Below are 25890 nucleotides of genomic sequence, written 5' to 3'. Positions count from 1 at the left end.
ACACATGTTCACCGATGAGGCCGCACTCGAAGAGCGGCTCGCCACCCCCTCCCCCGCGCTCGTCGCGGACCTCGGCCGGATCGAGGGCGATCTGCTGGTGCTCGGCGCGGGCGGCAAGATGGGGCCCAGCCTCTGCCGGCTGGCCCGCCGCGCCCTGGACGCCGCCGGCCGCACGGACGTCACCGTCCACGCGGTCTCCCGCTGGTCCGACAAGGCGGCCGCCGGGGAGCTGGAGGCGGCCGGGATCCGTACCCTCTCCTTCGACCTGATGGACCCGGACGCCGATCTGTCCGCGCTGCCCGACGCCGGGAACATCGTCTTCATGGTCGGCGCCAAGTTCGGCTCCGCAGGCGCGCCTTCACACGCCTGGGCGGTGAACGCCGCGATGCCCGACCGGGTGGTCCGGCGCTGGCCGGCCGCGCGGATCGCCGCGTTCTCCACCGGCAACGTCTATCCACTGGTGCCCGTCTCGTCGGGCGGCTGCACCGAGAGCGACCCGGTCGGGCCGGTCGGCGAGTACGCCATGTCGTGCCTGGGCCGGGAGCGGATCTTCGGCCACGCGGCGCTGACCCGGGGCACCAGGGTCGCCAACGTCCGCCTCAACTACGCGGTCGACCTGCGCTACGGCGTCCTCGCGGACATCGCCCACCGCGTGCGGGCCGGCGAGCCCGTCGATGTGACGACCGGTCACGCCAACGTGGTCTGGCAGGGGTACGCCAACGAGGTCGCCCTGCGCGCGCTGGGGCACGCCACCGGTGGCGAACCCTTCACCCTCAATCTCACCGGCCCGGAGACCGCGTCGGTGCGCCGCCTCGCGCAGTGGTTCGGCGAGGAGTTCGGCAAGGAGCCGGTCCTGGCCGGCACCGAGGCGCCCACCGCGCTGCTCTCCGACGCGAGCCGCTGCCACGCCCTGTTCGGCTACCCGGACGTCGCGCTGCGCACCCTCGTCACCTGGCAGGCCGACTGGCTGCGCCGCGGTCTGCCGCTGTCCGGCAAGCCCACCAAGTTCCAGGTACGCGACGGAAGGTTCTGATCCACTCCATGTCCGCCTCCCCCCGCCCGGCCGCTCCCGCGCTGGAACTCCTCGCCCACGGTGCGGCGATCCCCGCCCATCCGCTCGCGCTGCACGCGGACGGCACGTTCGACGAACGCCGCCAGCGCGCCCTGACCCGCTACTACCTCGCCTCCGGCGCGGGCGGTGCGGCCGTCGCCGTGCACACCACCCAGTTCGAGATCCGCGAGCGCGAGGTGGGCCTGTTCCGGCCCGTGCTGGAACTGGCCGCCGAGACGATCGACGCCGAGGCCGGCCGCCCGTTCGTGAAGGTCGCCGGTGCCTGCGGCTACACCGCCCAGGCCGTCGCGGAGGCCGAGACCGCCGCCGCGCTCGGCTACGACGCGGTGCTGCTCAGCCCGGCCGTGCCCGGCGCCGACGAGAAGGGCCTGCTGGACCGGGCCCGGGCGGTCGGCGAGGTGCTTCCGGTGATCGGCTTCTACCTCCAGGAGGCCGTCGGCGGACGGTACTTGTCGCCCGCCTTCTGGTCGGCGTTCACCGACCTGCCGCACACCGTCGCCGTGAAGATCGCCCCCTTCGACCGCTACCGCACGGCCGATGTCGTACGGGCGGTGGCCGCCGCCGACCGGGCCGGCGAGGTCGCCCTCTACACCGGCAACGACGACGACATCATCGGCGATCTGCTCACCCCGTACGAGACGGCGGCCGGCACCCCGCGCTGGTTCGCCGGCGGGCTGCTCGGCCAGTGGGCGGTGTGGACGGGGTCCGCCGTGGCCCTGCTCGACGACATCCGCCGGGCCCGCGCCGGGGACCACGCGGCGATGGTCCGCTGCCTGGCCCGCCGGCCCGAACTCACCGACGCCAACAGCGCGGTCTTCGACGTGCGGGGCGCCTTCCGGGGCTGTATCGCCGGGGTGCACGAAGTGCTGCGCCGCCAGGGCCTGTTGGCGAACATCCGCTGCCTGGACCCGGCCGAGACGCTCTCGCCCGGACAGGCCGACGAGATCACCCGGGTGGCCGCGGCCTACCCTTGGCTGACCGATGACGCCTTCGTTGCGGAGCACCTCGATGCCTGGCTCTCCTGACCCCGCCGACCGCTCCGCACGAGTGGTCGTCGCCGTACCCCCGCATCTGCGCGCCCAGTTCTTCACCGCCGAGGTGTGGCGGGAGCTGGAGCGGGCGGCCGAACTCACCGTCCTCGACGACCACGGCGACCGGGCGGCGCTCGCGGCGGCCCTGCCCGGCGCCCGCGCGCTCATCCTGTCCTGGCGGGCGCCGAAGGTGGACGCCGCGCTCCTGGCCCACGCCGACCGGCTGGAGCTGGTCGCGCACACCGGCTCGGCGGTCGCCCCCTATGTCACCGAGGACGTGTTCCGGCGCGGCATCCTCGTCACCCAGGCGGGCGACGAGATGGCCCGCCCGGTCGCCGAGGTGGCGCTCGCCTTCACCCTCTCGCTGCTCCACCGCATTCAGCGCTTCGACCACGCCCTGCGCGGCGGGCTGGAGTGGGCGGCGGCGAGCGAGGCCCCGCCGCGCCACGAGATCCACGGCAGCGAGATCGGGGTGCTCGGCGCCTCCCGCACCGGACGCGCCTACATCCGGATGGTGCGGGCGATGGGGGCCCGGGTCAGCGTCACCGACCCGTACCTCTCCGGCGCGGACGCCGAGGCGCTGGGCGTCACGCCCGTACCGCTGGAGACGCTGCTCTCGCGCAGCCGGATCGTGGCCGTGCACGCCCCGGTCACCGAGGAGACGCACCACATGATCGGCGCCGCCCAGCTGGCGCTGATGCCGGACGGGGCGGGCCTGGTGAACACCGCCCGGTCCTGGCTGGTCGACGAGGACGCGCTCCTGGCCGAACTGTCCATGGGCCGGCTGGACGCGGCGATCGACGTGTTCGACGCCGAGCCGCTGCCCGCCGGCCATCCCTTCCGCGCACTGCCGAACGTCCTGCTCACCCCGCACCAGGCGGCGGGCAGCGTCGAGTGCCGGCAGCGGCTGGGCACCAGCGCCGTCAACGAGGTGCTGCGGCTGCTCGCCGGGCGCCCGCCCGTCCACGCGGTCACCGTCGACGCCCTCGTCCGGCTGCGCTGACCCCCTCCCCGTACGTACCCCTCAGGAGATCCTTCCGCCATGCGACTCATGCGCATCGGTGAACCGGGCCACGAGCGCCCGGTCGCCGTCTCCCCCGAAGGCCGCCACCACGACCTGTCCGGCGTCACCGACGACATCGACGGCGCGTTCCTCGCCGCGCTGGCCGACGACCCGGGGCTGGTCCCCCCGCTGTCCCGGCTCCCGGAGGCAGACATCACCGGCCGGCGGATCGGCGCGCCGGTCGCCCGGCCCTCCGTGCTGCTGTGCATCGGGCAGAACTACGCGGCGCACGCCGCCGAGTCCGGCTCCGCGCCGCCCGAGCAGCCGATCCTTTTCTACAAGTCGCCGAACACGGTCGTCGGACCGTACGACGACGTGCTCATCCCGCGCGGCTCGAAGAAGACCGACTGGGAAGTGGAGCTGGCCGTGGTGATCGGCCGCCGGGCCTCCTACCTGGACTCGCCGGCCGACGCGGCGGCCCATGTCGCGGGCTACGCGGTCAGCAACGACGTCTCCGAACGGGCCTTCCAGCTGGAGGAGTCGGGCGGCCAGTGGTCCAAGGGCAAGAGCTGCGCGACGTTCAACCCGCTCGGCCCGGTGCTGGTGACGGCCGACGAGGTGGCCGACCCGCAGCAGCTGCGGCTGCGCAGCTCCGTCAACGGCGAGCCGCGCCAGAACTCCTCCACCGCGGACATGGTCTTCGGTGTGGCGCATCTGGTGCACCATCTCTCGCAGTACCTGGTGCTGGAGCCGGGCGATGTCATCAACACCGGTACGCCCGAGGGCGTGGCGCTGTCCGGCCGCTTCCCGTATCTGGGCGCGGGCGATGTGATGGAGGTCGGGATCTCCGGTCTGGGCCGGCAGCGCAGCGTCTGCCGGCCCGCGTGACGCCGGTCAGTCCTCCGGGAGTTCGACCGGGGCGATCTCGTCGAAGACGTCCCCCGGGCCGGGGTTGGTCGCGTCGGTCGCGCCGCCGAACTGGGTCATCACGCCCCAGACGGCGTTGAGCGCGGTCTGCACGGCTCCCTCGGCCCAGCCGGCGGTCCAGGAGATGTCGTCGCCGGCCAGGAAGAGGCCCCGCTTGTCGGCGGGCAGCCGGTCCTGCATGAAGTGGGTGAACAGCCGCCGCTGGTAGCGGTAGTGACCGGGCAGGTTGGCCTTGAACGCGCCCATGAACCAGGGCTCGTTCTCCCAGGAGACCGTCACCGGGTTACCGGTGATGTGCTTGCGGATGTCGACGTTCGGATAGATCTCGCCGAGCGACTTCAGCATCACGTCCATGCGCTCGGTCGCCGAGAGCGGCAGCCACTTCAGGCTGTCGTCGCACCAGGTGTAGGAGAGACAGATGCTGGCCGGCCGGTCCGGGCCGTCGTCCAGGAGGTACGTGCCCCGGGTCATCCGGTCCGTCAGCGTCATCGACATGGTGTCGCGGCCGGTGGTCTCGTCCTTGTCCAGCCAGAACGGCCGGTCGACGGGCACGAACAGCTTGGACGACTCCATGTAGTGGGTGCGCTCCATCGCCGTCCAGTGGTCGATCGGGAAGAGCGCGTCGTCGCAGGCGATCTTGGAGAGCAGCAGCCAGGACTGGCCGGTGAAGACGGCCGCCCGGAAGGTGCGGATGTCGCCGGAGGCGTCGGTGACGGTGATCCGGTTGCCGGCTGTGCGGTGGAGCCGGGTGACGGCGCCGCGCGGCTGCCCGCCGTGCAGCGAGGCCAGCGAGGTGCCGAGCGGCCAGTGGACGATCTTCTCCGGCTCGCGCTCCCACAGGCGCAGCGGGAGCTGCTGGCTGCCGCCGACGATGGAGCGGTGGTGGTCGTCGGCCTCGGTGTAGACGACCCGCAGGATCTCCAGGATGGAGTTGGGGAAGTCGGTGTCCCAGCCGCCGGTGCCGAAGCCGACCTGTCCGAAGATCTCGCGGTGGCGGAAGGACTTGAAGGCGTCGGAGTCGCAGAGGAAGCCGTAGAAGGTCTGGTTGTCGAGCTTCTCGACGAGCCGGGCCCAGATCTCCCGGATCCTCGGCACGTCGCGCTCGCGCATCGCGCGGTTCATGTCGGAGAAGTCGGCGCCGTCCTCCAGACACCTGTTCCAGGCGTCCATCACGTCGCGGTAGACCTGCGGGAGGTCGTCGATGCTGGTGGCGTAGTGCGACTGGCCCTTGAGGTCGACGACGGTCGAGGGCGTGGCCGGGGAGAGCGGGTTGGGGAACGGCTTCGTCTCGAGGCCGACCAGGTCGATGTAGTGCTGGAGCGCGGTCGAGGAGGGCGGGAAGCGCATCGCGCCCATCTCGGCGGTGAGCGGCTCGCCGTCCGTGGCGTGGCCGTCGAACTCGACGGTGCGCAGCCGGCCGCCGATGCGGTCCGCCTCGTAGACGACGGGCCGCAGCCCCATCTTCATCAGCTCGTACGCCGTGACGATGCCGGAGAGCCCGCCGCCGATGACGGCGACCTCGCTGCCGTGCTCGGTCGCCGGTATCTGCCCGAGCCCCGCGGGGTGCGCGAGGAAGTCGTCGTACGCGTACGGGAAGTCCGGCCCGAACATGGTGATCGGCGGGGCCGCGTCGGTGTGCTGGACGGCGGGGGGCACCGTGGACGTCATGGGGTACGGACTCCTTGCGAAAGGGCGGGCGGGGCGGGTGAGCGGGGCGGGCCGGTTCAGGCGAGGGAGCCGTACAGGCCGGGGCGGCGGTCGCGCAGATACGGGTTGGCGGCCCGGGACGCGGTCAGGAGCGCGGGGTCGACGTCGCCGGTGACGAGTTCGCTCCCGCGTCCCGCGCGGGCACCGACGGTGCCGTCGGGTGCGGCCAGGCAGCTCAGTCCGGTGAAGTCGAACGCGCCCTCGGTGCCGGCCCGGTTGACGTAGGCGATGTAGAGCTGGCTCTCGAAGGCGCGGACCGGGACGACGGAGGCGGCGACGAAGTCGAAGGGGTGCATCAGCGCGGTCGGCACCAGCAGCAGATCGGTGCCGGCCAGGGCGTGCGCCCGGACGTTCTCCGGGAACTCGACGTCGTAGCAGGTCAGCAGCCCGATCCGGAGGCCGTCCAGCTCGGCCTGGACGACCGGCAGGTCACCGGGGGTGAACCAGTGCTGCTCGAAGTCGCCGAAGAGGTGGGTCTTGCGGTAGTGGGCGAGCGCGGTCCCGTCGGGGCCGATGAGCTGCGCGGAGTTGTACAGGAGGCCGCCGTCGCGTTCGGGATAGCCGTAGTGGACGGCGAGCCCGTGGCGTACGGCGACGGCGGCGACGGCGCGTGCTCCGGGCCCGTCGGCGGCCTCGGCGAGCCGGGGCACGTCGTCGCCGATGGCGTACCCGGTGAGGAACATCTCGGGGGCGACGAGCAGCCGGGCGCCGTCGGCCGCAGCGCGGCGGGCGGCGTCGTCGAGCACCTCGATACTGCCGGCCACGGAGCCCGGGACCCCGGAGCTCTGGAGCAGGGCGGTACGCAACGGCGGCATGGCTGACCTCGGAGGATGCGGGCGGGGCGGGGACGTATCGACGGTACGTTCCGCCGTTCCCCCCGGACAAGCCTCGACCGTTGCGCATGGACGGCTGATCCGTTGCGCCGAATCGACGAAGGGCGGCGATTCATTGCACGGGCGCCCGCCGGAGGGCCCGCTATCCCGGCGACCCCGACGAATACCGCCGCAGCAGCGGCGACAGCACCAGAACGGACTTCGTCCGCTCCACATACGGCTCGCCGGCGATCCGCTCCAGCACCTGCTCGAAGTGGCGCATGTCCGCCGCGAACACCTGGACCAGGGCGTCGGCGTCGCCCGTGACCGTGGACGCCGACGCGACCTCCGGATAGCGGGCGAGCCCCTGCTTGATCGACTCCGGGGAGGTGTTGCGGCTGCAGTAGATCTCGATGTACCCCTCGGTCTCCCAGCCGAGCGCGGCCGGGTCCACCCGTACGGTGAAGCCGGTGATCGCCCCTTCGGCGCGCAGCCGGTCCACCCTGCGCTTCACCGCAGGGGCGGACAGCCCGATGATCGAGCCGATGTCGGCGTAGGAGCGGCGGGCATCTTCGGCGAGGGCATGGACGATGCGTTCGTCGAGGTCGTTCAGTCGCACGTCGTACGGGTCACTTCTCTGCGATGGCGAGGGCCCCGAGGGGCGCGGCGCGGCTGCTTCCGAGGGCAGGATGCCGCCTTCGGAAGTAGACCACGGCCCGCCCCTCGGGGCGCGCTCACCGCAGGTGGTGCCGGGCCGGACGGGCCGGTCAGAAGGGGAAGCGCGAGCGCCCGTGCTGCACGGATATCCACTTCTGGGTGGTGAAGGCCTCCAGCATCGAGTCGCCGTTGAGCCGGCCGAGCCCGGAGCTCTTCTCGCCGCCGAAGGGCACGATCGGCTCGTCATGGACGGTGCCGTCGTTGATGTGGATCATGCCGGTGCGGATGCGCCGGCCGACCCGGACGCCGCGCTCGACGTCCCCGGTGTGCACGGCGCCGCTGAGGCCGTACGGGGTGTCGTTGGCGATCCGGACCGCCTCGTCCTCGCCGTCGAACGGCACGAGGAGCGCGACGGGTCCGAAGATCTCCTGCTGGAGCACGGGGGAATCGGCGGCGAGACCGGTCAGCACGGAGGGGCTGACGAGGTTGCCCTCGGCGCGCCCGTGCAGCAGGGCGGTGGCCCCGGCCTCCACGGTCTGGTCGACGAGGGAGCTGATCGCCTCGGCCTGGCTGGAGTTGATCAGCGGGCCGATCTGGGTGGCGGGGTCGGCCGGGTCGCCGACGGTCAGCGAGGCGACCTTGGCGACGAACTTCTCGGTGAACTCCCGCTCCACCGCCCGGTCCACCAGGATCCGGTTGGCGGCCATGCAGACCTGCCCCTGGTGCACGTAACGGCTGAAGACCGCCGCGTCGACCGCGTAGTCGACATCGGCGTCGTCGAGCACGATGAGGGCGCTGTTGCCGCCGAGTTCGAGCACGCAGCGCTTGAGGCTCGTGGCGCACACGGTCGCGACGTGCCGGCCGACCTTGTCGGACCCGGTGAAGGAGATGACCTGCGGGACGGGGTGCTCCAGCAGCGCGTCACCGATCTCCGCGATGTCGGTGACGACGACGTTCAGCAGCCCGGCGGGCAGCCCGGCGTCCTCGAACACCTTGGCCACCAGCGTGCCGCCGCAGACCGGGGTGTTCTGGTGCGGCTTGAGAACGACGGCGTTGCCCAGCGCCAGGGCCGGGGCCACCGACTTCAGGGACAGCAGGAAGGGGAAGTTGAAGGGGCTGATGACCCCGACGACGCCGACGGGCACCCGGTAGACCCGGTTCTCCTTGCCCTCGGTGGGCGAGGGCAGGATCTGCCCGGTGGACCGCAGCGCGAGCTGGATCGACTCGCGCAGGAACTCCTTGGCCAGGTGCAGTTCGAAGGCCGCCTTGAGCCGGGTGCCGCCGAGTTCGGCGACGATCGCGTCCCCGATCTCGCCCTCGCGGTCCTCGACGATCCGCAGGGCCTTCTCCAGCACGGCCCGCCGGGCGTACGGGTTGGTGTCGGCCCACGCCGGCTGGGCGCTCTCGGCCGCGCGGTAGGCCTGGTCCACCTCGTCGGCCGTGGCGACCGTGATGGAGGCGAGCTTCTCCCCGTCGAACGGGTTGAAGTCGATGATGTCCCAGGAGCCCTTGCCCGGCCTCCACTCTCCGTCGATGTACTGATGGGCCAGGTCGGTGAAGAAGGACATGAGATCCCTTACCGCAGAGTGGCGGGCAGCTGATGGGGATTCATATTACTTATATTCCACCGGAGTCGGTACGATCCACCGGCCTGTCGGGGCGCCATATCCGGCCATGCCGACGGGGCCCGGCGGCCAGGAACGCCGGTGCCCCTCCCGGCGCGAACGGCCGGGAGGGGCACGGTGGTAGCGGTGCTCCGCACTCAGCTCCAGCTGGCGTGCAGCGGCTTGCCCTCGGCGTATCCGGCGGCGCTCTGCACACCGACGACCGCCTTCTCGGCGAACTCCGCGAGGGAGGCCGCACCGGCGTAGGTGCAGGAGGAGCGGACGCCCGCGATGATCGAGTCGACCAGGTCCTCGACACCGGGCCGCGCCGGGTCCAGGAACATCCGCGAGGTGGAGATGCCCTCCTCGAACAGCGCCTTTCGGGCGCGGTCGTAGGCGGACTCGTCGGACGTGCGGTTCTTCACCGCGCGCGCGGACGCCATGCCGAAGGACTCCTTGTAGAAGCGTCCGTCGGCGGACTGCTGGAGGTCGCCCGGGGACTCGTACGTCCCGGCGAACCAGGAACCGATCATCACATTGGACGCGCCGGCCGCGAGCGCCATGGCGACGTCGCGCGGGTGGCGGACCCCGCCGTCGGCCCAGACGTGCTTGCCGTACTTCTTCGCCTCGGCGGCGCACTCCAGCACGGCGGAGAACTGGGGCCGGCCCACGCCGGTCATCATCCGGGTGGTGCACATGGCGCCGGGGCCCACACCGACCTTGATGATGTCCGCGCCGGCCTCGATGAGGTCGCGCACACCGTCGGCGGCGACGATGTTGCCCGCCACGATCGGCACCTGCGGGTCCAGGGCGCGGACCGCGCGGACCGCGCTGATCATGGACTCCTGGTGGCCGTGGGCGGTGTCGACGACCAGGGTGTCGGCGCCGGCGTCGAGGAGCTGCTTGGCCTTGCCGGCCACATCGCCGTTGATGCCGACGGCGGCGGCGATCCGCAGCTTGCCGGAGGCGTCGGTGGCGGGCGTGTAGAGCGTGGCGCGCAGTGCGGCCTTACGGGTGAGGATGCCGACGAGACGGCCCTGCGCGTCCACCGCGGGGGCGAGCTTGCGGTTGGCCCCGTCGAGCTTGTTGAAGGCGTCGCGCGGGTCGATGTCCGCGTCGAGCAGCACCAGGTCCTTCGACATGACCTCGGAGAGCTGGGTGAAGCGGTCCACCCCGGTCAGGTCGTGGTCGGTGACCACGCCGACGGGACGCCGGTCGCCGTCGACGACGACCCCGGCGCCGTGCGCGCGCTTGGGCAGCAGGGACAGCGCGTCGGCGACCGTCTGGCCGGGGGACAGCTCGATGGGGGTGTCCAGCACCAGGTGGCGCGTCTTCACCCAGGAGATGACCTCGGTGACGACCTCGATCGGGATGTCCTGGGGAATGACGACGAGCCCGCCGCGCCGGGCGACCGTTTCGGCCATCCGGCGGCCCGCGATGGCCGTCATGTTCGCGACGACGAGCGGGATGGTGGTGCCGGTGCCGTCGGGCGAGGACAGGTCGACGCCCTGGCGGGATCCGACCGCCGACCGGCCCGGGACCATGAAGACATCGTCGTAGGTGAGGTCGTAGGGGACCGAGGGGGACTCTGTGAATCGACCGGTGCCGGGCTCAAGAAAACGCATAACACTCATTTTTTCATACGAAATGGCGCAGGTCGTTTCCACGAAGACACAGCAAATGACTCCCGCCTTCGTATGTTCCTCCAGGGAACAAGCTCGGGAGTCCCGGGCAAGTGGAACCTGCCTTGCCCACAGACCCTACCCGAACGACTTTCAACCATTCGCGATCATCTGCTCTGGACCCGGTGACAGGGGGTCAGGTAGCTTCAAACCCGCAGGTCCCGTGGGTCACGACAACGCCCCGGAGAACGGACGGATCGGTGCCAACTTCCGTCACCCGTACGACCGGAGAGGATCACGACCCGCCCGTGGAGAGCGAACTGCCCGACATCTACTGCCCGTTCCCTCAGCGGACCAACCCGCACGTCGGGCACGTACGGGAGCACCTCGACCGCTGGACCCGCAACACCGGTCTGGTGCACCGGGATTCAGCCAGGGAACGCTTCGAACAGGCGGACTTCGGGGCCTTCGTCGGCATGGTGTACCCGACCGCCGACAGCGAGAACCTGGACCTCGTCGCCGACTGGTTCGTCTGGCTGTTCCTCGTCGACGACCAGCTCGACGACGGCCACCTCGGCCGCAGCCCCGAGCGGGTGCGCGATGTGGTCGCCCTGATGCAGAACGTGGTCGAGGGCAGCCGCACGGGCATCCTGGAGAACGAGGAGCTGCCCGCCGCGGTGGTCGCCCTCATCGATCTGTGGGAACGCACGACACCGACCGCGGCGGTCCACTGGCGGCGCCGGTTCGCCTGGCATCTGATGACGTACCTCACGACGGCCACCACCTGGGAGGCCGGCAACCGGGCCGAGGGCGTGGTCCCGGCCGAGGCGACGTACATCGAGAAGCGCCGCCACACCGGAGCGATACATGTCTGCATGGACCTCATAGAGATCGTGGCCGGCATCGAGGCGCCCCAGTCCATCCACAACGACCCCCGGTTCATCGCCGCGCTCGAAGCCTCCTGCAACGTCGTGTGCTGGGCGAACGACGTGTACTCGTACGAGAAGGAACAGGTGCTCGGCGAGATCCACAACCTCGTCCACCTGGTCCGGCACCACCGGGGCTACGGCAAGCAGCAGGCGCTGGAACACGTCTGCGCGGAGATCGCCGCCGAGACGGAGCGGTTCATGGCCGCCGAGGCCGAGCTGCTGGCCGCCTACCCCCAGCTCGCCCCGATGCTGGAACCGTATCTGGACGGGATGCGCAGCTGGATGCGCGGGAATCTCGACTGGTCGCGCCAGACACCGCGCTACAACCCGGACGACGTCGGCCAGTACGAGCGGCCGGAACAGTATCTGGAGGCCACGGTCCTGGGCGTCAAGCAGGACTGAGGGAGCGGGACACGGAAGAGGGGCGGGCGGCTCATGAGCCGCCCGCCCCTCTTCCGTGTCCCGCTCCCTCAGTCGCCGTCCGGGTCGGCCCGCTCCAGCGCGGGGCGGCGCGGCGCGGCCGACTCGGTCAGCAGATAGTCCGCCGCCGCCGTGTCCGTCACCAGGCTGGTGACCAGGCCGGACCGCAGGACCGCCCCGATCGCCGCCGCCTTGCGCTGGCCGCCCGCGATCGCGACCACCTCGGGGATCCGGCGCAGCCGGTCCGCCTCGACCGTGATGCAGCGCTCGCCGAGGTCCCGGCCGACCCGGCGCCCGTCCGCGTCGAAGAGATGCGCCGACATCTCGGCGGCGACACCGAGCGAGGCGTAGTGCTCGCGCTCCTCGTCGGAGAGCATGTCGTGCACGGTCGAGATGCCCGGCTCCCAGGAGCCGATGGAGACGGCCGCGACCGTCACCTTGTCGAAGTACTCGAAGGCGCGGGCGATGCCGGTCTGGTGGCGCAGCGCGGCGGCCGTGGCCGGGTCGGGCAGCAGCATCGGCGCGTAGATCGGGTGGGCCTCGCCGCCGGAGACCTGGGCGGCCCTGCGGACCGCCTCCACCGAGCCGCGCTCGGCGGTGCCCGCGTCGTACACCCCGGTGAGCTGCACGACCGTGCACGGGGGCAGCCGGTCCAGGGCGGCGGCCATGTGGATGGTGGACCGCCCCCAGGCGAGCCCGAGGACATCGCCCTCGTTCACCAGTTCGCCGAGCAGATCCGCCGCGACCTCGCCCAGGTTCTCCGGGTCGGCGGCGTCGTCCTGCTCCTCGGCCGGGGACTCGACGACGACCGCGTGGCGCAGCCCGTAGCGGGCGCGGAGCGCGTCGGAACGCTCGGCGTCCAGCTCGGCGGGGACGCGGATCTCGATCCGTACGAGGTCACGTTCCAGGGCCGTCTCCAGGACCCTGGCCACCTTGAAGCGGCTGACCCCGAATTCCTCGGCGATCTGGATCTTGGATTTGCCCTCGAGGTAGAAGCGGCGGGCCATGGCCGCCGCCTGCACCAGCTCCGCGGGCCCCATCCGCAGGGCGGACCGGCCCGCCGACATTGCAGACACCGCGTTCTCCTCACTGCTGTTCACGCTCTCGATACGCCGTTCATCCTGTCAGATACGGCGATCCCTGATCGGTCCCGTCGGACCGCGTTCATCTGCGCTTGGTCCGCCCGACCCGCGGGCGGCGGCCCGCGGTGTCAGTGGCCGCAGGCCCAGCCCGCCGAGGCGATGGCCCCGTCGGCGCGGTCCCGCAGGGCCCGGACGGCCGCGGCCGGGTCCTCGGCCCCGTACACGGCGGAACCGGCGACGAAGACATCGGCGCCGGCCTCCGCGCACCGTTCGATGGTGGACTCCGAGACACCGCCGTCGACCTGGAGCCACAGTTCGAGTCCGTGTTTGGAGATCAGCTCACGGGTGCGGCGGATCTTCGGCAGCATGATGTCCAGGAAGGCCTGGCCGCCGAAGCCCGGCTCCACCGTCATGATCAGCAGCATGTCGAGCTCGGGGAGCAGGTCCTCGTACGGCTCGATGGGCGTCGCGGGCTTGAGCGCCATGGACGCGCGGGCGCCCTTGGCGCGGATCTCGCGCGCCAGCCGGACGGGCGCCGCAGCAGCCTCCGCGTGGAAGGTCACCGATCCCGCCCCCGCCTCGACGTACTGCGGGGCCCAGCGGTCCGCGTCCTCGATCATCAGATGGCAGTCCAGCGGGGTGTCCGTGGCCCGGGCGAGCGATTCCACGATCGGGACGCCGAGCGTCAGATTGGGCACGAAGTGGTTGTCCATGACATCGACATGGAGCCAGTCGGCGCCTTCGACGGCCTTCGCCTCCTCGGCGAGGCGCGCGAAGTCGGCGGACAGAATACTGGGGTTGATCTGGGCCATGGGCCAAGCCTGCCATGTTCTCGGTCACTTCCCCGCCTCGGTGCGCCCCAAAGCCTCACGGGATCATTACGGTTCGCGCATTCCCGGCGTTTTCGCCCCCGGACCGGGGGCGCGGCCGGTGATCGGGGCGCTCAGGCGGTACGGCGCAGCAGCGCCAGGTACATCGCGTCCGTCCCGTGCAGATGCGGCCAGAGCTGTACGTCGGGTCCGTCGCCGAGCGCGGGCACCCCGGGCATCAGCGGGCGCGCGTCCACCCATTCCGCCTCGACGGGGGCGCCGCCCCGGCCCTTGAGCACGTCCTCGACGACCACCCGGGTCTCCGCGAGGTGGGGCGAGCAGGTCGCGTACCCGACGACCCCGCCGATCCGTACGGCCTTCAGCGCCTCGCGCAGCAGACCGCGCTGCAGGGGCGCGAAGCTCTCCAGGTCCTCCTTGCGGCGGCGCCACCGGGCCTCCGGGCGGCGGCGCAGCGCGCCCAGGCCCGAGCACGGGACGTCCATCAGGATCCGGTCGAAGGTGTCGGGCTGCCACGGCGGGCGGGTGCCGTCGGCGGTGATCACCTGGTACGGGCCGGGGTTGCCGGCCAGCGCCCGTTCGACGAGGCGGGCGCGGTGCGGCTGCTTCTCGGCGGCGAGCAGGGCGGCGCCGCGCTCCGCCGCGAGGGCGGCGAGCAGGGCGGCCTTGCCGCCGGGGCCCGCGCAGCCGTCGAGCCAGCGGGTGTCACGGCCCTCGACCGGGGCGTTGGCGAGGGCGGCTGCGACGAGCTGGCTGCCCTCGTCCTGGACCCCGGCCCGGCCTTCCCGCACGGAGGCCAGGGCGCCGGGCTCGCCGCCCTCGGCCATCCGCACGGCATAGGGCGACCAGCGGCCGGGCAGGCCGTTCTCCTCGCCGAGCGCGTCGAGCAGTTCGTCCGTGGTGGAGCGGCCGGGGCGGGCGACGAGGGTGACCTCGGGCCGTTCGTTGTCGGCCTCGAGCAGGTCCTCGATGCCGGCGCGGCCGCCGCCGAGGGCGTCCCAGAGCGCCGAGACGACCCAGCGGGGGTGCGAGTGGACGACCGCGAGGTGGTCCTCGGCGTCGTCCTCGTACGAGGGGGCGACCCGCGCCACCCAGCCGTCGAGGTCGTCGGCGGACACCTTGCGCAGCACGGCGTTGACGAACTTGGCGCGCCCCTCCCCCAGCACCACCCGGGCCAGCTCCACGCTCGCGGAGACGGCGGCGTGCGTGGGGATACGGGTGCCGAGCAGCTGGTGCACGCCCATGTTCAGCACGTCCAGGACGGGCGGGTCGACCTCGCGCAGCGGCCGGTCGATGCAGGCGGCGACGATCGCGTCGTACGTGCCCTGCCGGCGCAGTGTCCCGTAGACCAGCTCGGTCGCCAGGGCCGCGTCCCGGTTGTCGAAGTCGCCCGTGGCGCGGGCCTTCTTCAGCAGCGGGGGGAGGACGAGATTCGCGTACGCGTCGCGTTCGTCGACGGCCCTCAGGGCCTCGAAGGCGAGGAAGCGGACCGGGTCCTTCTTCGGGCGGCGGTGCAGGGTGGCGGGACGGCGACGCGGCTGGTCGTTCACGTGAAAGGTGCTCCGCTGATGGTGAGAGGGCGAACCCTCCCAGCCTACGTCCCCGGGCCGGCCCGCCGTCCCGCCCGTCCCGCTGTCCCCCTGTCCCGCCGTCCCGTCGGGCAAGTCCTAGAGCCCGACGAGCTCGCCGGGCTCGATGCGCACCCCGCGCGCCCAGTCCGCGGCGCGCATCGGCTTCTTGCCCTGCGGCTGGACCCAGAGCAGTTCGACCGCGTGCGATCCGGTGCCCACGAACACGTTGTTCTTGGCGGCGGACAGCTCGCCCGGCGCCAGATCGGCCCGGTCGACGGCGGGGACGGCCTGGATCAGCTTGAGGCGCTCGCCCCGGAAGAGCGTCCAGGCGCCGGGGGCCGGGGTGCAGCCGCGCACCACGCGGTCCACGCGCAGGGCGGGCGCCGACCACTGGACCTGGGCGTCCTCCGCGGTGATCTTCGGGGCGAGGGTGATGCCCTCGGCGGGCTGCGGCACGGCGTGCAGGGTGCCGTCCTCGATGCCGTCCATGGTCGCGGCGAGCAGCCCGGCGCCGGCGAACGCCAGTCGGGTCAGCAGGTCGCCGCTGGTGTCGGTGGGCCGGACCTCCTCGGTGAGGACGCCGTAGACCGGTCCGGAGTCGAGGCCCTCCTCGATGAGGAAGGTGGAGGCGCCCGTCACCTCGTCACCGGCCATGACCGCGTGCTGCACGGGTGCGGCGCCGCGCCAGGCCGGCAGCAGCGAGAAGTGCAGATTGACCCAGCCCCGGGCCGGGACGTCGAGTGCGGTCTTGGGGAGCAGGGCCCCGTAGGCGACGACGGGGCAGCAGTCCGGCGCGATCTCCCGCAGCCGCGCCAGGAAGTCCTCGTCCCGCGGCCGGGCCGGCTTGAGCACCTCGATCCCGGCCTCCTCGGCGCGCTGGGCGACGGGGCTGGCCACCAGCCGGCGCCCGCGCCCGGCGGGCGCGTCGGGCCTGGTCACGACGGCGGCCACCTCGTGGCGGCCGGAGGCGATCAGGGCGTCCAGTGCGGGTACGGCTACCTCGGGGGTGCCTGCGAAGACGAGCTTCATGGGTGGCTGACTGCCTCTCAGGCCGAAACGTTACGGTGACGAGCAACGCACCAGTCTATGGGCCTCGGCCCCGGGGGGCGTACGCAGAGTCGCGCGCCCCTCGCAGATGCGTATACGCCCCCGGAGCGTGACCAGATCCCCGGGTGAGGCGTTGGTCAAGAGAGATTGACCGAAGCGAGCCGCCACGGTGCGGCCCGATCCCTTTCAACGCCGGTTCGAGAGGCTTCTTCATGGCCGACCACGCAACCCACGACGCCCAAGCGCGGGCCAGCCTGCATCTTCTGGTGCGGGACATCGAGCGGGTCCGGCGGCAGGTGGACGCACTGCGCACGCTCACCGCCCAACTGGGCAACGTCTACCGTCCGCGCCGCTCCGGCCCCTCCACGGGCTTCGTCGTCTACGGCAGGGCCCCGGCCCCCACCGTCAGGCTGGCCCAGGAACTGCGGGACAGCGTCGAGACCCTGGTCACGGCGGCAGTGGACTTCGACCGTTCGCTGGGCTTCTCCTGGGACGCGGTGGGCTCCGCGCTCGGGGTCACCAAGCAGGCGGTCCACCGCCGCTACGGAGCACGGCGCGCCGCCGCCCAGCCGGTGACGGCCGAGGCGGCGTCCGAGGTCGTGGCGCAGCGCCCGGTGCCGGTGGTCCCCGGGTCCCCCGCCCCCGCGCTGCCCTCGGTCCCCGCGGCCCGCTCGATGCCGCCCCAGCCGTCGGCGGACCGGGACGTACGCCCGGGCGCCTTCCCGGGCCCCCGCAACGGCTGACCTGCCCGGGGCTGTCCCCCACCGGGACAGCCCCGCCCACACGGCACATCCGAGCGGCGCACCGCCGAGCCCGGCACAACCGATCCCGGCAAAATCAGCGTCCGGCGACTGAGGACAAGCCGCCCCAGCGGGCGCCCCCGCGCCGCCCGGGCCACACCCGGCAGGACGGCGCGCCCCGTCACCCGATATCCGGCGGGTCCACCCGAATCCGCACCGCACCCGCGCCGCCACCACCGCCCCCCCGGGCCGTCCGCGCGGCCTGCGCCGCCTTCAGCGCGGCCGCCAGCGCCGCCCCGCTGCCCGGCGGCACCCGGACCAGGGCCCGCTCCCAGCTCTCCCCCGGCGGCGCGTCGGACGGCCGGCGCGGCCGTCCCGGCTCACCGCGCGGCACCGGCACCGGTCCCAGCACCTCCGCGTCCGGCGGCAGCTCCGCCGCCGCCAGGAACGCCGCCAGGGCCTCCGGCGCCCCCGTCACCGACGCCATCCGCGACACCGGCGGAAAGCCCAGCTCGGCCCGCTCCGCCAGCTCCCGCCGGGCGTGCCCGACCGGGTCCCAGCGCACCAGGGCCTGCACCGGCCGCAGGGTCGGCTCGGCGACGATCACCACCGTGCCGCCCTCCGGCTGGCCCCGTACCAGCGCGGCGGCGGCCGTCCAGCGGCGCAGCGCCTCCTCACCGGCCCGCAGGTCCGGGCGGCCGACCATCGCCCAGCCGTCCAGCAGCAGCGCCGCCGCGTACCCGCCCTCGGCGACCGGCTCCGCCCCCGGCGTGCTGACGACCAGCGCGGGCTGGTCCGGCACCGAGTCGAGCACATGGTCGCGGCCCGACGTCCGCACCGGCACGGCGGGAAAGGCCCGTCCCAGCTCCTCCGCCGTGCGGCGGGCACCGACGATCTGGGCGCGCAGCCGGTGGGAGCCGCAGGACACGCAGTGCCAGGACGTCTCGGCCCGGCCGCACCAGGCGCAGTTCAGATCCCGCTGGTCGGGTGCCTCCAGGGGCCCGGCGCAGTGCCGGCACCGGGCGGGCTCCCGGCAGCGCTCACAGGCCAGCCGGGGCGCGTACCCCCGCCGCGGCACCTGCACCAGGACCGGCCCGCTGCGCAGTCCGTCGCGCACGGTCTGCCAGGCGAGGCTGGGCAGCCTGGCCGCCCGGGCGGCCCCGTCCCGCGCGAGCTCGCCGTCGCCGACGGTACGGATGAGCGGCGCCGCGATCCGCAGCTGTTCCCGGTCCGCGCGCAGCGGCAGGGCCCAGCCGCTCTCGACCAGCTGCGCGGCCTCCACGGTGCAGTTGGTCCCGCCGAGCAGGAAGCCGCACCGGGCGCGGGCGGCCCGCAGCTCCAGGACCTCGCGGACATGCGGGAAGGGGGCGTTGTCGTCGCTGTGGCTGGAGTCGCCGTCGTCCCAGACGGCCACCAGGCCGAGATCGGCGACGGGGGCGAACATCGCGGCGCGGGTCCCCACGACCGCCCGCACGGAACCGCGCCGCACGGCGAGCCACTCCCGGTAGCGCTTCTCGGGGCCCGAGCCGGCCGTCAGCAGCGCGTGCCGGCCCTCACCGAGCAGCTCGGTGAGGGCGGCGTCGACCCGTCCGGCGGTCCGCCCGTCGGGCACGACGACCAGCGCGCCGCGCCCCGATGCCAGGGTCGCCGCGACGGCCGCGGCCGTCTCGCGCGGCCAGTGCGGCCCCGGCAGGGCGGTCCACACGGCCCGGGGGGCGCCTCCGGCTGCCAGCGCCGAGAGGAACGCCGGGCCCTGCTCGTACCGCTCCCAGGTCCCGGCCGGCGGGGGTGCCGGCGGGGGCAGCGGCTGGGGGGACGGCTTGGACTCGGCCCGGGCGTTGCGCGGCGGTACGGCGAGCTGGAGGACGTCCGCGAGGCTGCCCGCGTACCGGTCGGCGACGGCGCGGGCGAGGCCGAGCAGCTCCGGTCCCAGGACCGGTTCGGGCGAGACGACGGAGGCGAGCGCCGCCAGCGCGCCGCTGTAGTCGGACTCGGCCAGCCGCTCGACGAGGAATCCGTCGATCAGCCCGCCGCCCTCGCGGCGCCCGCCGCGCACATTGCGCCCGCCGGCCCCGAACCGCACCCGCACCCGCACACCGGGCTGTGCGTCGGCGTCCAGTTCCTCGGGCACCGCGTAGTCGAAGTACTGGTCGAGATGGAGCGCGCCCTTGTTGACCAGCACGCGGGCGACGGGCAGCTCAGGAGCGAGCGCGGCCCCGCGCCAGGTGCGCGGCTTGGCACGCGGCACCTTGGCCCGGCGCACGGTCTCCCGGATCAGCGCAAGCTGCTCCGGCGCCCCGGCATCGGGTTCATCGGATCGCTCGTTGTCGCCGCTCACAGCCAAATTCCTACCAGACACCTCTGACAGCGGAACCCGCCGCCCGCACCCGCCCGGCCGGGCCCCGGCAGGCAAACGCCGGAGCCCGGACACCGTGACGGCGTCCGGGCTCCGGCGGAAAGACAGCCGTGCGGGCCTACAGGCCGGCGGCGGCGCGCAGCGCGTCCACCCGGTCGGTGCGCTCCCACGTGAAGTCGGGGAGCTCGCGGCCGAAGTGACCGTACGCGGCGGTCTGCGCGTAGATCGGGCGCAGCAGGTCGAGGTCGCGGATGATCGCGGCCGGGCGGAGGTCGAAGACCTCGCCGATGGCGTGCTCGATCTTCTCGGTCTCGACCGCGGCGGTGCCGAAGGTCTCGACGAAGAGGCCCACCGGCTCGGCCTTGCCGATCGCGTACGCGACCTGGACCTCGCAGCGGGCCGCGAGGCCGGCCGCGACGACATTCTTGGCGACCCAGCGCATCGCGTAGGCGGCCGAGCGGTCCACCTTGGACGGGTCCTTGCCGGAGAAGGCGCCGCCGCCGTGGCGGGCCATGCCGCCGTAGGTGTCGATGATGATCTTGCGGCCGGTGAGGCCGGCGTCGCCCATCGGGCCGCCGATCTCGAAGCGTCCGGTCGGGTTGACCAGCAGGCGGTAGCCCTCGGTGTCCAGCTTGATGCCGTCCTCGATGAGCTGCGAGAGCACGTGCTCGACGACGAACTCGCGGATGTCGGGCGCCAGCAGCGAGTCGAGGTCGATGTCGCTGGCGTGCTGCGAGGAGACGACGACCGTGTCGAGACGGACGGCCTTGTCGCCGTCGTACTCGATGGTGACCTGGGTCTTGCCGTCGGGGCGCAGGTACGGGATGGTCCCGTTCTTGCGGACCTCGGAGAGGCGGCGCGAGAGCCGGTGCGCGAGGTGGATCGGCAGCGGCATCAGCTCGGGGGTCTCGTCGCAGGCGTACCCGAACATCAGGCCCTGGTCGCCGGCGCCCTGCTTGTCGAGCTCGTCCTCATCGCCCTCGACCCGCTTCTCGTACGCGGTGTCGACGCCCTGGGCGATGTCGGGGGACTGTGCCCCGATGGACACCGAGACGCCGCAGGAGGCGCCGTCGAAGCCCTTCTTGGAGGAGTCGTAGCCGATCTCCAGGATCTTGTCGCGCACCAGCTGGGCGATCGGGGCGTAGGCCTTGGTCGTGACCTCACCCGCGACATGCACCAGACCTGTGGTGATCAAGGTCTCGACGGCGACACGCGACGTCGGGTCCTCACGAAGGAGTGCATCGAGAATGGTGTCGCTGATCTGGTCAGCGATCTTGTCGGGGTGACCCTCGGTGACGGACTCCGAGGTGAAGAGACGGCGGGACACATCGCTCCCTGGGGTTGCAGCGGCTGCTGGCTGATCATTGGGCGGACGGGCCCGGGAGCTGCGCCCGGTACGGTCCTGGACCAGTTTATCGGTCGGCTCCGGCCCCCGGACAACGTGTCTCGCCCTTTGGGAGTTCTGTGACATGCCCCACCGGCGCCCCGGGACCCCTCAACGGCCGTCCGGCAGGCGGCCGGTGCCCGCGCGGCAAGGGGTCCGCGGCGCGGGGCGACGACACACGAAATTCACCCGAGACGCGGCGACACGAGGTCCCACAGCGTGTCGGCGAGGGCCTCCTTGGGCCCGTACGGCACCGGAGTCTCCGTGCCGTCGGCAGCGAGGACCACCGCCTCGTTCTCCTCCGAGCCGAAGGTCTTGCGCTCCCCCACCTCGTTGACGACGAGCAGGTCGCAGCCTTTGCGGCGGAGCTTCTCCCGGCCGTTGGCCAGGACGTTGTCGGTCTCGGCGGCGAATCCGACGACGATCTGCCCGGGCGTGGCGCGGTCCTTGGAGACCTCGGCCAGGATGTCGGGATTGCGGACGAGCGCGAGGGGGGCGGGCTCCTGGCCGTCCTTCTTCTTGATCTTCCCCTGGACGTACTCGGCGGGGCGGAAGTCGGCCACGGCCGCCGCCATCACCACGACATCGGCCTCCGCCGCCGCCTTCAGCACGGCCTCGCGCAGCTGTACGGCGGTGCCGACGCGCACGACGTCGGCGCCGGACGGGTCGGGCAGTCCGGTGTTGGCCTCGACGAGCGTGACCCTGGCCCCCCGGGCGACGGCGGTGCGGGCGAGCGCGTACCCCTGCTTGCCCGAGGAGCGGTTGCCCAGGTAGCGGACCGGGTCGAGGGGCTCGCGGGTGCCGCCCGCGCTGATCACCACGTGCCGGCCGGCCAGGTCGGGGGCGACGGGGCCGCGGGCCAGGACGCGGCGGCAGACCTCGAAGATCTCCCCCGGGTCGGGCAGCCGGCCCTTGCCGGTGTCGACGCCGGTGAGGCGGCCGACGGCGGGCTCGATGACGACGGCGCCCCGGCGGCGCAGCGTGGCGACGTTCTCCTGGGTGGCGGGGTGCTCCCACATCTCGGTGTGCATGGCGGGTGCGAAGACGACCGGACAGCGGGCGGTGAGCAGGGTGTTGGTGAGCAGGTCGTCCGCGAGGCCGTGGGCCGCCTTGGCCAGCATGTCGGCGGTGGCGGGGGCGACGACGACGAGATCGGCGTGCTGCCCGATGCGGACGTGGGGGACCTCGTGGACGTCGTTCCAGACCTCGGTGGAGACGGGGTGGCCGGAGAGCGCCGACCAGGTGGCCGCGCCCACGAAGTGGAGCGACGCCTCGGTCGGGACGACCCGTACGTCGTGGCCGGACTCGGTCAGCCGGCGCAGCAGCTCGCACGCCTTGTACGCGGCGATGCCGCCGCTGACCCCCAGAACGACCTTCGGCTTGTCCACTGCGTCTCCCCGCACTCGGATACGTACGCGCTCCGTACACCCCCATGCTGCCTCACGGCCGGGGGCGCGGGCCCGTCGCCCCGGACACACCCCGGGCCCGGCGGTGGTGACCGCCGGGCCCGGGGTGAAGGTGCGTTTTCGCTGCTTACTGCGCGGGGCCCTCGATGGCCTCGGACGTGAGCAGGCCCGCGTTGATCTCGCGGAGCGCGATCGAGAGCGGCTTCTCGTGCACGTGGGTGTCGACGAGCGGACCGACGTACTCGAGGAGTCCCTCACCGAGCTGCGAGTAGTACGCGTTGATCTGGCGCGCGCGCTTGGCGGCGTAGATCACGAGGCTGTACTTCGAGTCGGTTGCTTCGAGGAGCTCATCAATCGGCGGGTTGATGATGCCCTCGGGCGTGGTGATGGAAGAGGACACTCTCTGCCTTCCGAAGGGGGTGAAGATCAAAGAAATCTTTGACAGTCAGGGGCTTGGTGGCCGGTGCGCCCGTGTCGTCGCGATTCGTCAGTGTGTCTCGTCGCTGTCGGCACGGTGGCCGGAAGCCTCCAGCATCAAGGCTAGCAGCTCACGGGCCACATCCTCGACGGAGGTGTTGACCAGCGTCGTATCGAACTCCGATTCGGCGGCCAGTTCGACCCTGGCTGCGGCGAGCCGGCGCTCGATCACCTCGGGTGCCTCGGTCCCCCGGCCGGTGAGCCGGCGTACCAGCTCGTCCCAGCTCGGCGGGGCGAGGAAGACCAGCTGCGCGTCGTCCATGGACTGCCGAACCAGCCGGGCGCCCTGGAGATCGATCTCCAGCAGCACCGGCTCGCCGGCCTCCAGCCGCTCCGCCACGGCGCGCCGGGGCGTGCCGTAGCGGTTGCCGGCGAATTCGGCCCACTCCAGCAGCTCGCCGTTGGCGATCAGCTTGTCGAACTCCTCGTTGTCCACGAAGAAGTAGTGGACGCCGTTGCGTTCGCCGGGGCGGGGCTTGCGGGTCGTCGCCGACACGGAGAGCCAGACCTCGGGGTGGACCTTGCGCATATGCGCGACGACCGTGCTCTTGCCGACCCCCGAGGGGCCGGAGAGCACGGTCAGCCGCGGACGTACGTCCGGGGGTACGGGGGACGTCCCCCGGGATGTTGCAGCCATGGAGCGATTATCCAGGTTCTCAGGAGTGCCTGAGAACGTCAGGCGGCGCTGCCGCCGAACTCACGCTCCAGGGATGCGATCTGGTTGGAGCCAAGACCCCGGACCCGACGGCTCTCGGAGATGCCGAGCCGCTCCATGATCTGCTTGGCACGGACCTTGCCCACGCCAGGCAGGGACTCCAGCAGGGCGGAGACCTTCATCTTCCCGATGACGTCGTTCTCCTGGCCCGACTTGATGACCTCGTGGAGGGAGGCGCCGGAGTGCTTGAGTCGATTCTTGACCTCGGCCCGCTCCCGGCGAGCCGCGGCGGCCTTTTCGAGCGCGGCTGCGCGCTGTTCAGGGGTAAGGGGCGGAAGAGCCACGCCTACGTCACCTCGGATGTCGATCTGTCGGATACGGACCGGTGAGGCGACTGGATCGCCCCTCACCTGGTGAGCCGCGAACAACCTGTGCTCGTTGGCTCTCGACGGAGACTAGCGGCCAAGGCCGCCCGAGTCAGCGAGAACAGACGAAAAGTCCTGGTCAGCCTCAGCCGACCAGGACATTTCTGGCATAACAACCGAGTTTTTTGGTCAGGATTCCGTCAACACGCTGTTACGTGGCATGGTCAGCGGTCCGAGACGGCTGCGCGGACCTCGTCCGCGAACCGTCCGGCGGCTTCGCGCAGCCCTGACGCGTCCGGTCCGTGGCGCAGCACGCCCCGGCTCACGCTGGGCACCACATTGTGTACGGCGTCGCCGAAGACACCCGGCAGATCCGCGGGCGTCGCCCCCTGCGCGCCGATGCCCGGCGCGAGCAGCGGCCCGTTGATCGCGAGGTCGACGCCCGCGTCCCCGAGCGTGGCGCCGACGACCGCGCCGACCGAGCCGAGCGGGGTGGCCCCCTCGTTCTCCGCCTTCATGTGGTCCAGCATCAGCTGGGCCAGCGGGCGGCCGTCGGCCGCGGTGGCGCGCTGCACCTCGGCGCCCTCCGGGTTGGAGGTGAGCGCGAGGACGAAGACGCCCGCGCCGGAGACCGCCGCCGCGTCGAGCGCCGGCCGCAGCGAGCCGAAGCCGAGGTACGGCGAGACGGTGACCGCGTCCGAGAACAGCGGCGAGTCCTTGTCCAGGTACGTCGAGGCGTAGGCGGCCATCGTGGAGCCGATGTCGCCGCGCTTGGCGTCCATCAGGACCAGCGCACCCGCCGCTCGTGCCTCCTCGACCGCCTTCTCCAGGACGGCGACACCGCGCGAGCCGAACCGCTCGAAGAAGGCGGACTGCGGCTTGAGCACGGCGACCCGGTCGGCCAGCGCCTCGACGACGGTCCGGGTGAACCGCTCCAGGCCCGCCACGTCGTCGTTCAGCCCCCAGGAAGTGAGCAGGGAGGCGTGCGGGTCGATGCCGACACAGAGCGGGCCACGGGTGTCCATGGCGTGGCGCAGCCGGGCGCCGAAGGGTTCCAGGGTCATTTCGCTGCCTTCCGGGTTTCCGCGCCGACGGCGTCGGCCAAGGTGGCGTACGGGGAGGCGGCCAGGCGTGCGGCCAGGCCCTTGTGGATCGCGCGGGCGTAGAACGGGCCCTCGTAGATGAAGGCGCTGTAGCCCTGGACGAGGGTGGCCCCGGCCAGGATGCGCTGCCAGGCGTCCTCGGCGTTCTCGATGCCGCCGACGCCCACCAGGGTGATCCGGTCGCCCACACGCCCGTAGAGGCGCCCCAGGACCTCCAGGGAGCGTTCCTTGAGGGGTGCGCCGGACAGTCCGCCGGTCTCCTTGACCAGGGCGGCCGGGGACTTCAGGCCGAGGCCCTCGCGGGCGATGGTGGTGTTGGTGGCGATGATGCCGTCCAGGCCCAGTTCGACGGCGAGGTCGGCGACCGCGTCGACGTCCTCGTCCGCGAGGTCGGGGGCGATCTTGACGAGCAGCGGGACCCGGCGGCCGGTGACGGTCCGGTCGGCCGCCTCGCGCACGGCGGTCAGCAGCGGCCGCAGCGACTCGGTGGCCTGGAGGTTGCGCAGTCCGGGGGTGTTGGGCGACGAGACGTTGACCACGAGGTAGTCCGCGTGGGCGGCGAGGCGCTCGGTGGACTTCACGTAGTCGGCCGCCGCGTCGGCCTCGGCGACCGCCTTGGTCTTGCCGATGTTGACGCCGACGGTGGTGCGGAAGACCGGGTTGCGGGCGGCCAGGCGCTCGGCCACGGCGGCGGAACCCTCGTTGTTGAAGCCCATGCGGTTGATGAGCGCGCGGTCCGCGACCAGGCGGAACAGCCGCTTCTTCGGGTTGCCCGGCTGCGGCTCACCGGTCACGGTGCCGATCTCGACGTGGTCGAAGCCGAGCATCGCCATGCCGTCGATCGCGACGGCGTTCTTGTCGAAGCCGGCGGCCAGGCCGAAGGGGCCGTGCATCCGCAGGCCGAGGGCCTCGGTGCGCAGCTCCCGGTAGCGGGGGGCGAGCGCGGCGGCGACGAAGGTGCGCAGGACGGGGACGCGGGCGGCGAGGCGGATCCAGCGGAAGGCCGCGTGGTGGGCCTGCTCCGGGTCCATGCGCTTGAAGACCAGCTGGAAGAAGAGTTTGTACATCACGGTGTCCTCATGAAGAGGGGGAC

23 protein-coding genes are annotated in these 25890 nt (G+C 72.4%); 6 read left to right on the top strand and 17 right to left on the bottom strand.

Going from position 1 to position 25890, the window contains the following annotated elements; translation table 11 throughout:
- The first annotated feature begins 4 nt into the window (after positions 1–4).
- Genes RLT58_RS30235 through RLT58_RS30220 form a run of 4 tightly spaced genes read left to right on the top strand, consistent with a single transcriptional unit; the run spans position 5 to position 3994 of the window.
- Entirely contained in the window at positions 5–1033 is a 1029-nt protein-coding gene (locus RLT58_RS30235; RefSeq protein WP_311313527.1) for an NAD-dependent epimerase/dehydratase family protein, read from the top strand.
- Between the two features lie 8 nt (positions 1034–1041).
- Entirely contained in the window at positions 1042–2097 is a 1056-nt protein-coding gene (locus RLT58_RS30230) for a dihydrodipicolinate synthase family protein (RefSeq protein ID WP_311313526.1), read from the top strand.
- Positions 2081–3106, top strand: a complete 1026-nt coding sequence (locus RLT58_RS30225; protein WP_311313525.1) for a hydroxyacid dehydrogenase — start codon at positions 2081–2083, stop codon at positions 3104–3106. The genes RLT58_RS30230 and RLT58_RS30225 overlap by 17 nt, the downstream gene beginning before the upstream one ends.
- 39 nt (positions 3107–3145) lie before the next feature.
- Positions 3146–3994 carry a fumarylacetoacetate hydrolase family protein gene (locus tag RLT58_RS30220; protein WP_311313524.1) on the top strand — a complete coding sequence of 283 codons (849 nt, stop codon included), beginning with the start codon at positions 3146–3148 and terminating at the stop codon, positions 3992–3994.
- A gap of 6 nt (positions 3995–4000) precedes the next feature.
- Here RLT58_RS30220 and RLT58_RS30215 read toward each other — a convergent pair whose 3' ends face one another.
- The 5 genes from RLT58_RS30215 to RLT58_RS30195 all read right to left on the bottom strand — a co-directional run bounded on the left by RLT58_RS30215 (position 4001) and on the right by RLT58_RS30195 (position 10438).
- The gene (locus RLT58_RS30215; RefSeq protein ID WP_311313523.1) at positions 4001–5701 is read right to left on the bottom strand and encodes a flavin monoamine oxidase family protein; all 1701 of its coding nucleotides are present in this window, start codon (positions 5699–5701) and stop codon (positions 4001–4003) included.
- A 56-nt stretch (positions 5702–5757) separates the two neighbouring features.
- The gene (locus RLT58_RS30210; protein ID WP_311313522.1) at positions 5758–6555 is read right to left on the bottom strand and encodes a carbon-nitrogen hydrolase family protein; all 798 of its coding nucleotides are present in this window, start codon (positions 6553–6555) and stop codon (positions 5758–5760) included.
- Positions 6556–6715: 160 nt separating this feature from the next.
- Positions 6716–7171 carry an Lrp/AsnC family transcriptional regulator gene (locus tag RLT58_RS30205; protein ID WP_018103925.1) on the bottom strand — a complete coding sequence of 152 codons (456 nt, stop codon included), beginning with the start codon at positions 7169–7171 and terminating at the stop codon, positions 6716–6718.
- A 148-nt stretch (positions 7172–7319) separates the two neighbouring features.
- Positions 7320–8777 carry an aldehyde dehydrogenase family protein gene (locus tag RLT58_RS30200; protein ID WP_311313521.1) on the bottom strand — a complete coding sequence of 486 codons (1458 nt, stop codon included), beginning with the start codon at positions 8775–8777 and terminating at the stop codon, positions 7320–7322.
- 194 nt (positions 8778–8971) lie between these two features.
- The gene (locus RLT58_RS30195) at positions 8972–10438 is read right to left on the bottom strand and encodes a GuaB1 family IMP dehydrogenase-related protein (protein WP_311313520.1); all 1467 of its coding nucleotides are present in this window, start codon (positions 10436–10438) and stop codon (positions 8972–8974) included.
- 305 nt (positions 10439–10743) lie between these two features.
- On the opposite strand from RLT58_RS30195, the gene RLT58_RS30190 reads away from it, so the two are divergent.
- The gene (locus RLT58_RS30190) at positions 10744–11766 is read left to right on the top strand and encodes a terpene synthase family protein (protein ID WP_311314701.1); all 1023 of its coding nucleotides are present in this window, start codon (positions 10744–10746) and stop codon (positions 11764–11766) included.
- A 68-nt stretch (positions 11767–11834) separates the two neighbouring features.
- Here the strand turns inward: RLT58_RS30190 and RLT58_RS30185 are convergent, their stop codons facing one another.
- From RLT58_RS30185 to fmt, 4 genes are all read right to left on the bottom strand, one after another.
- The gene (locus RLT58_RS30185; RefSeq protein WP_136318269.1) at positions 11835–12851 is read right to left on the bottom strand and encodes a sugar-binding transcriptional regulator; all 1017 of its coding nucleotides are present in this window, start codon (positions 12849–12851) and stop codon (positions 11835–11837) included.
- Between the two features lie 143 nt (positions 12852–12994).
- Positions 12995–13678: a ribulose-phosphate 3-epimerase gene (rpe, locus tag RLT58_RS30180; protein WP_311313519.1), complete on the bottom strand. Its 684-nt coding sequence runs from the start codon at positions 13676–13678 to the stop codon at positions 12995–12997.
- A 131-nt stretch (positions 13679–13809) separates the two neighbouring features.
- Positions 13810–15243, bottom strand: coding sequence for an RsmB/NOP family class I SAM-dependent RNA methyltransferase (locus RLT58_RS30175; RefSeq protein WP_311313518.1), 1434 nt, complete (start codon positions 15241–15243; stop codon positions 13810–13812).
- A 117-nt stretch (positions 15244–15360) separates the two neighbouring features.
- Positions 15361–16293: a methionyl-tRNA formyltransferase gene (fmt, locus tag RLT58_RS30170; protein WP_311313517.1), complete on the bottom strand. Its 933-nt coding sequence runs from the start codon at positions 16291–16293 to the stop codon at positions 15361–15363.
- Positions 16294–16523: 230 nt separating this feature from the next.
- On the opposite strand from fmt, the gene RLT58_RS30165 reads away from it, so the two are divergent.
- A complete protein-coding gene (locus tag RLT58_RS30165; protein WP_311313516.1) occupies positions 16524–17054 on the top strand; it encodes a hypothetical protein in 531 nt (176 codons plus the stop codon).
- Positions 17055–17232: 178 nt separating this feature from the next.
- Here the strand turns inward: RLT58_RS30165 and RLT58_RS30160 are convergent, their stop codons facing one another.
- The 8 genes from RLT58_RS30160 to RLT58_RS30125 form a co-directional block, all read right to left on the bottom strand.
- On the bottom strand, positions 17233–19389 hold the full coding sequence (locus tag RLT58_RS30160; RefSeq protein ID WP_311313515.1) for a primosomal protein N': 2157 nt from the start codon (positions 19387–19389) through the stop codon (positions 17233–17235).
- A 136-nt stretch (positions 19390–19525) separates the two neighbouring features.
- A complete protein-coding gene (metK, locus tag RLT58_RS30155) occupies positions 19526–20734 on the bottom strand; it encodes a methionine adenosyltransferase (protein WP_311313514.1) in 1209 nt (402 codons plus the stop codon).
- Between the two features lie 242 nt (positions 20735–20976).
- The gene (coaBC, locus tag RLT58_RS30150) at positions 20977–22179 is read right to left on the bottom strand and encodes a bifunctional phosphopantothenoylcysteine decarboxylase/phosphopantothenate--cysteine ligase CoaBC (protein WP_311313513.1); all 1203 of its coding nucleotides are present in this window, start codon (positions 22177–22179) and stop codon (positions 20977–20979) included.
- 145 nt (positions 22180–22324) lie between these two features.
- Positions 22325–22597, bottom strand: a complete 273-nt coding sequence (gene rpoZ, locus RLT58_RS30145; RefSeq protein WP_003970369.1) for a DNA-directed RNA polymerase subunit omega — start codon at positions 22595–22597, stop codon at positions 22325–22327.
- 87 nt (positions 22598–22684) lie between these two features.
- Positions 22685–23311 (bottom strand): guanylate kinase, encoded by a 627-nt coding sequence (gene gmk, locus RLT58_RS30140; protein ID WP_311313512.1) that lies wholly within the window; start codon positions 23309–23311, stop codon positions 22685–22687.
- A 38-nt stretch (positions 23312–23349) separates the two neighbouring features.
- Positions 23350–23673, bottom strand: a complete 324-nt coding sequence (locus RLT58_RS30135) for an integration host factor (RefSeq protein WP_018524251.1) — start codon at positions 23671–23673, stop codon at positions 23350–23352.
- Between the two features lie 245 nt (positions 23674–23918).
- The gene (pyrF, locus tag RLT58_RS30130; protein ID WP_311313511.1) at positions 23919–24758 is read right to left on the bottom strand and encodes an orotidine-5'-phosphate decarboxylase; all 840 of its coding nucleotides are present in this window, start codon (positions 24756–24758) and stop codon (positions 23919–23921) included.
- Positions 24755–25864, bottom strand: a complete 1110-nt coding sequence (locus RLT58_RS30125) for a quinone-dependent dihydroorotate dehydrogenase (RefSeq protein WP_311313510.1) — start codon at positions 25862–25864, stop codon at positions 24755–24757. Before RLT58_RS30125 ends, pyrF begins: the two co-directional genes overlap by 4 nt.
- Positions 25865–25890 lie beyond the last annotated feature (26 nt).

Origin of the sequence: Streptomyces sp. ITFR-16, from assembly GCF_031844705.1 — a bacterium.
In the GTDB taxonomy this organism is placed as follows: Bacteria; Actinomycetota; Actinomycetes; order Streptomycetales; family Streptomycetaceae; genus Streptomyces.
The sequence above is the reverse complement of the archived record's forward strand: the minus strand, read 5'-3'. Positions and strand labels throughout refer to the sequence as shown.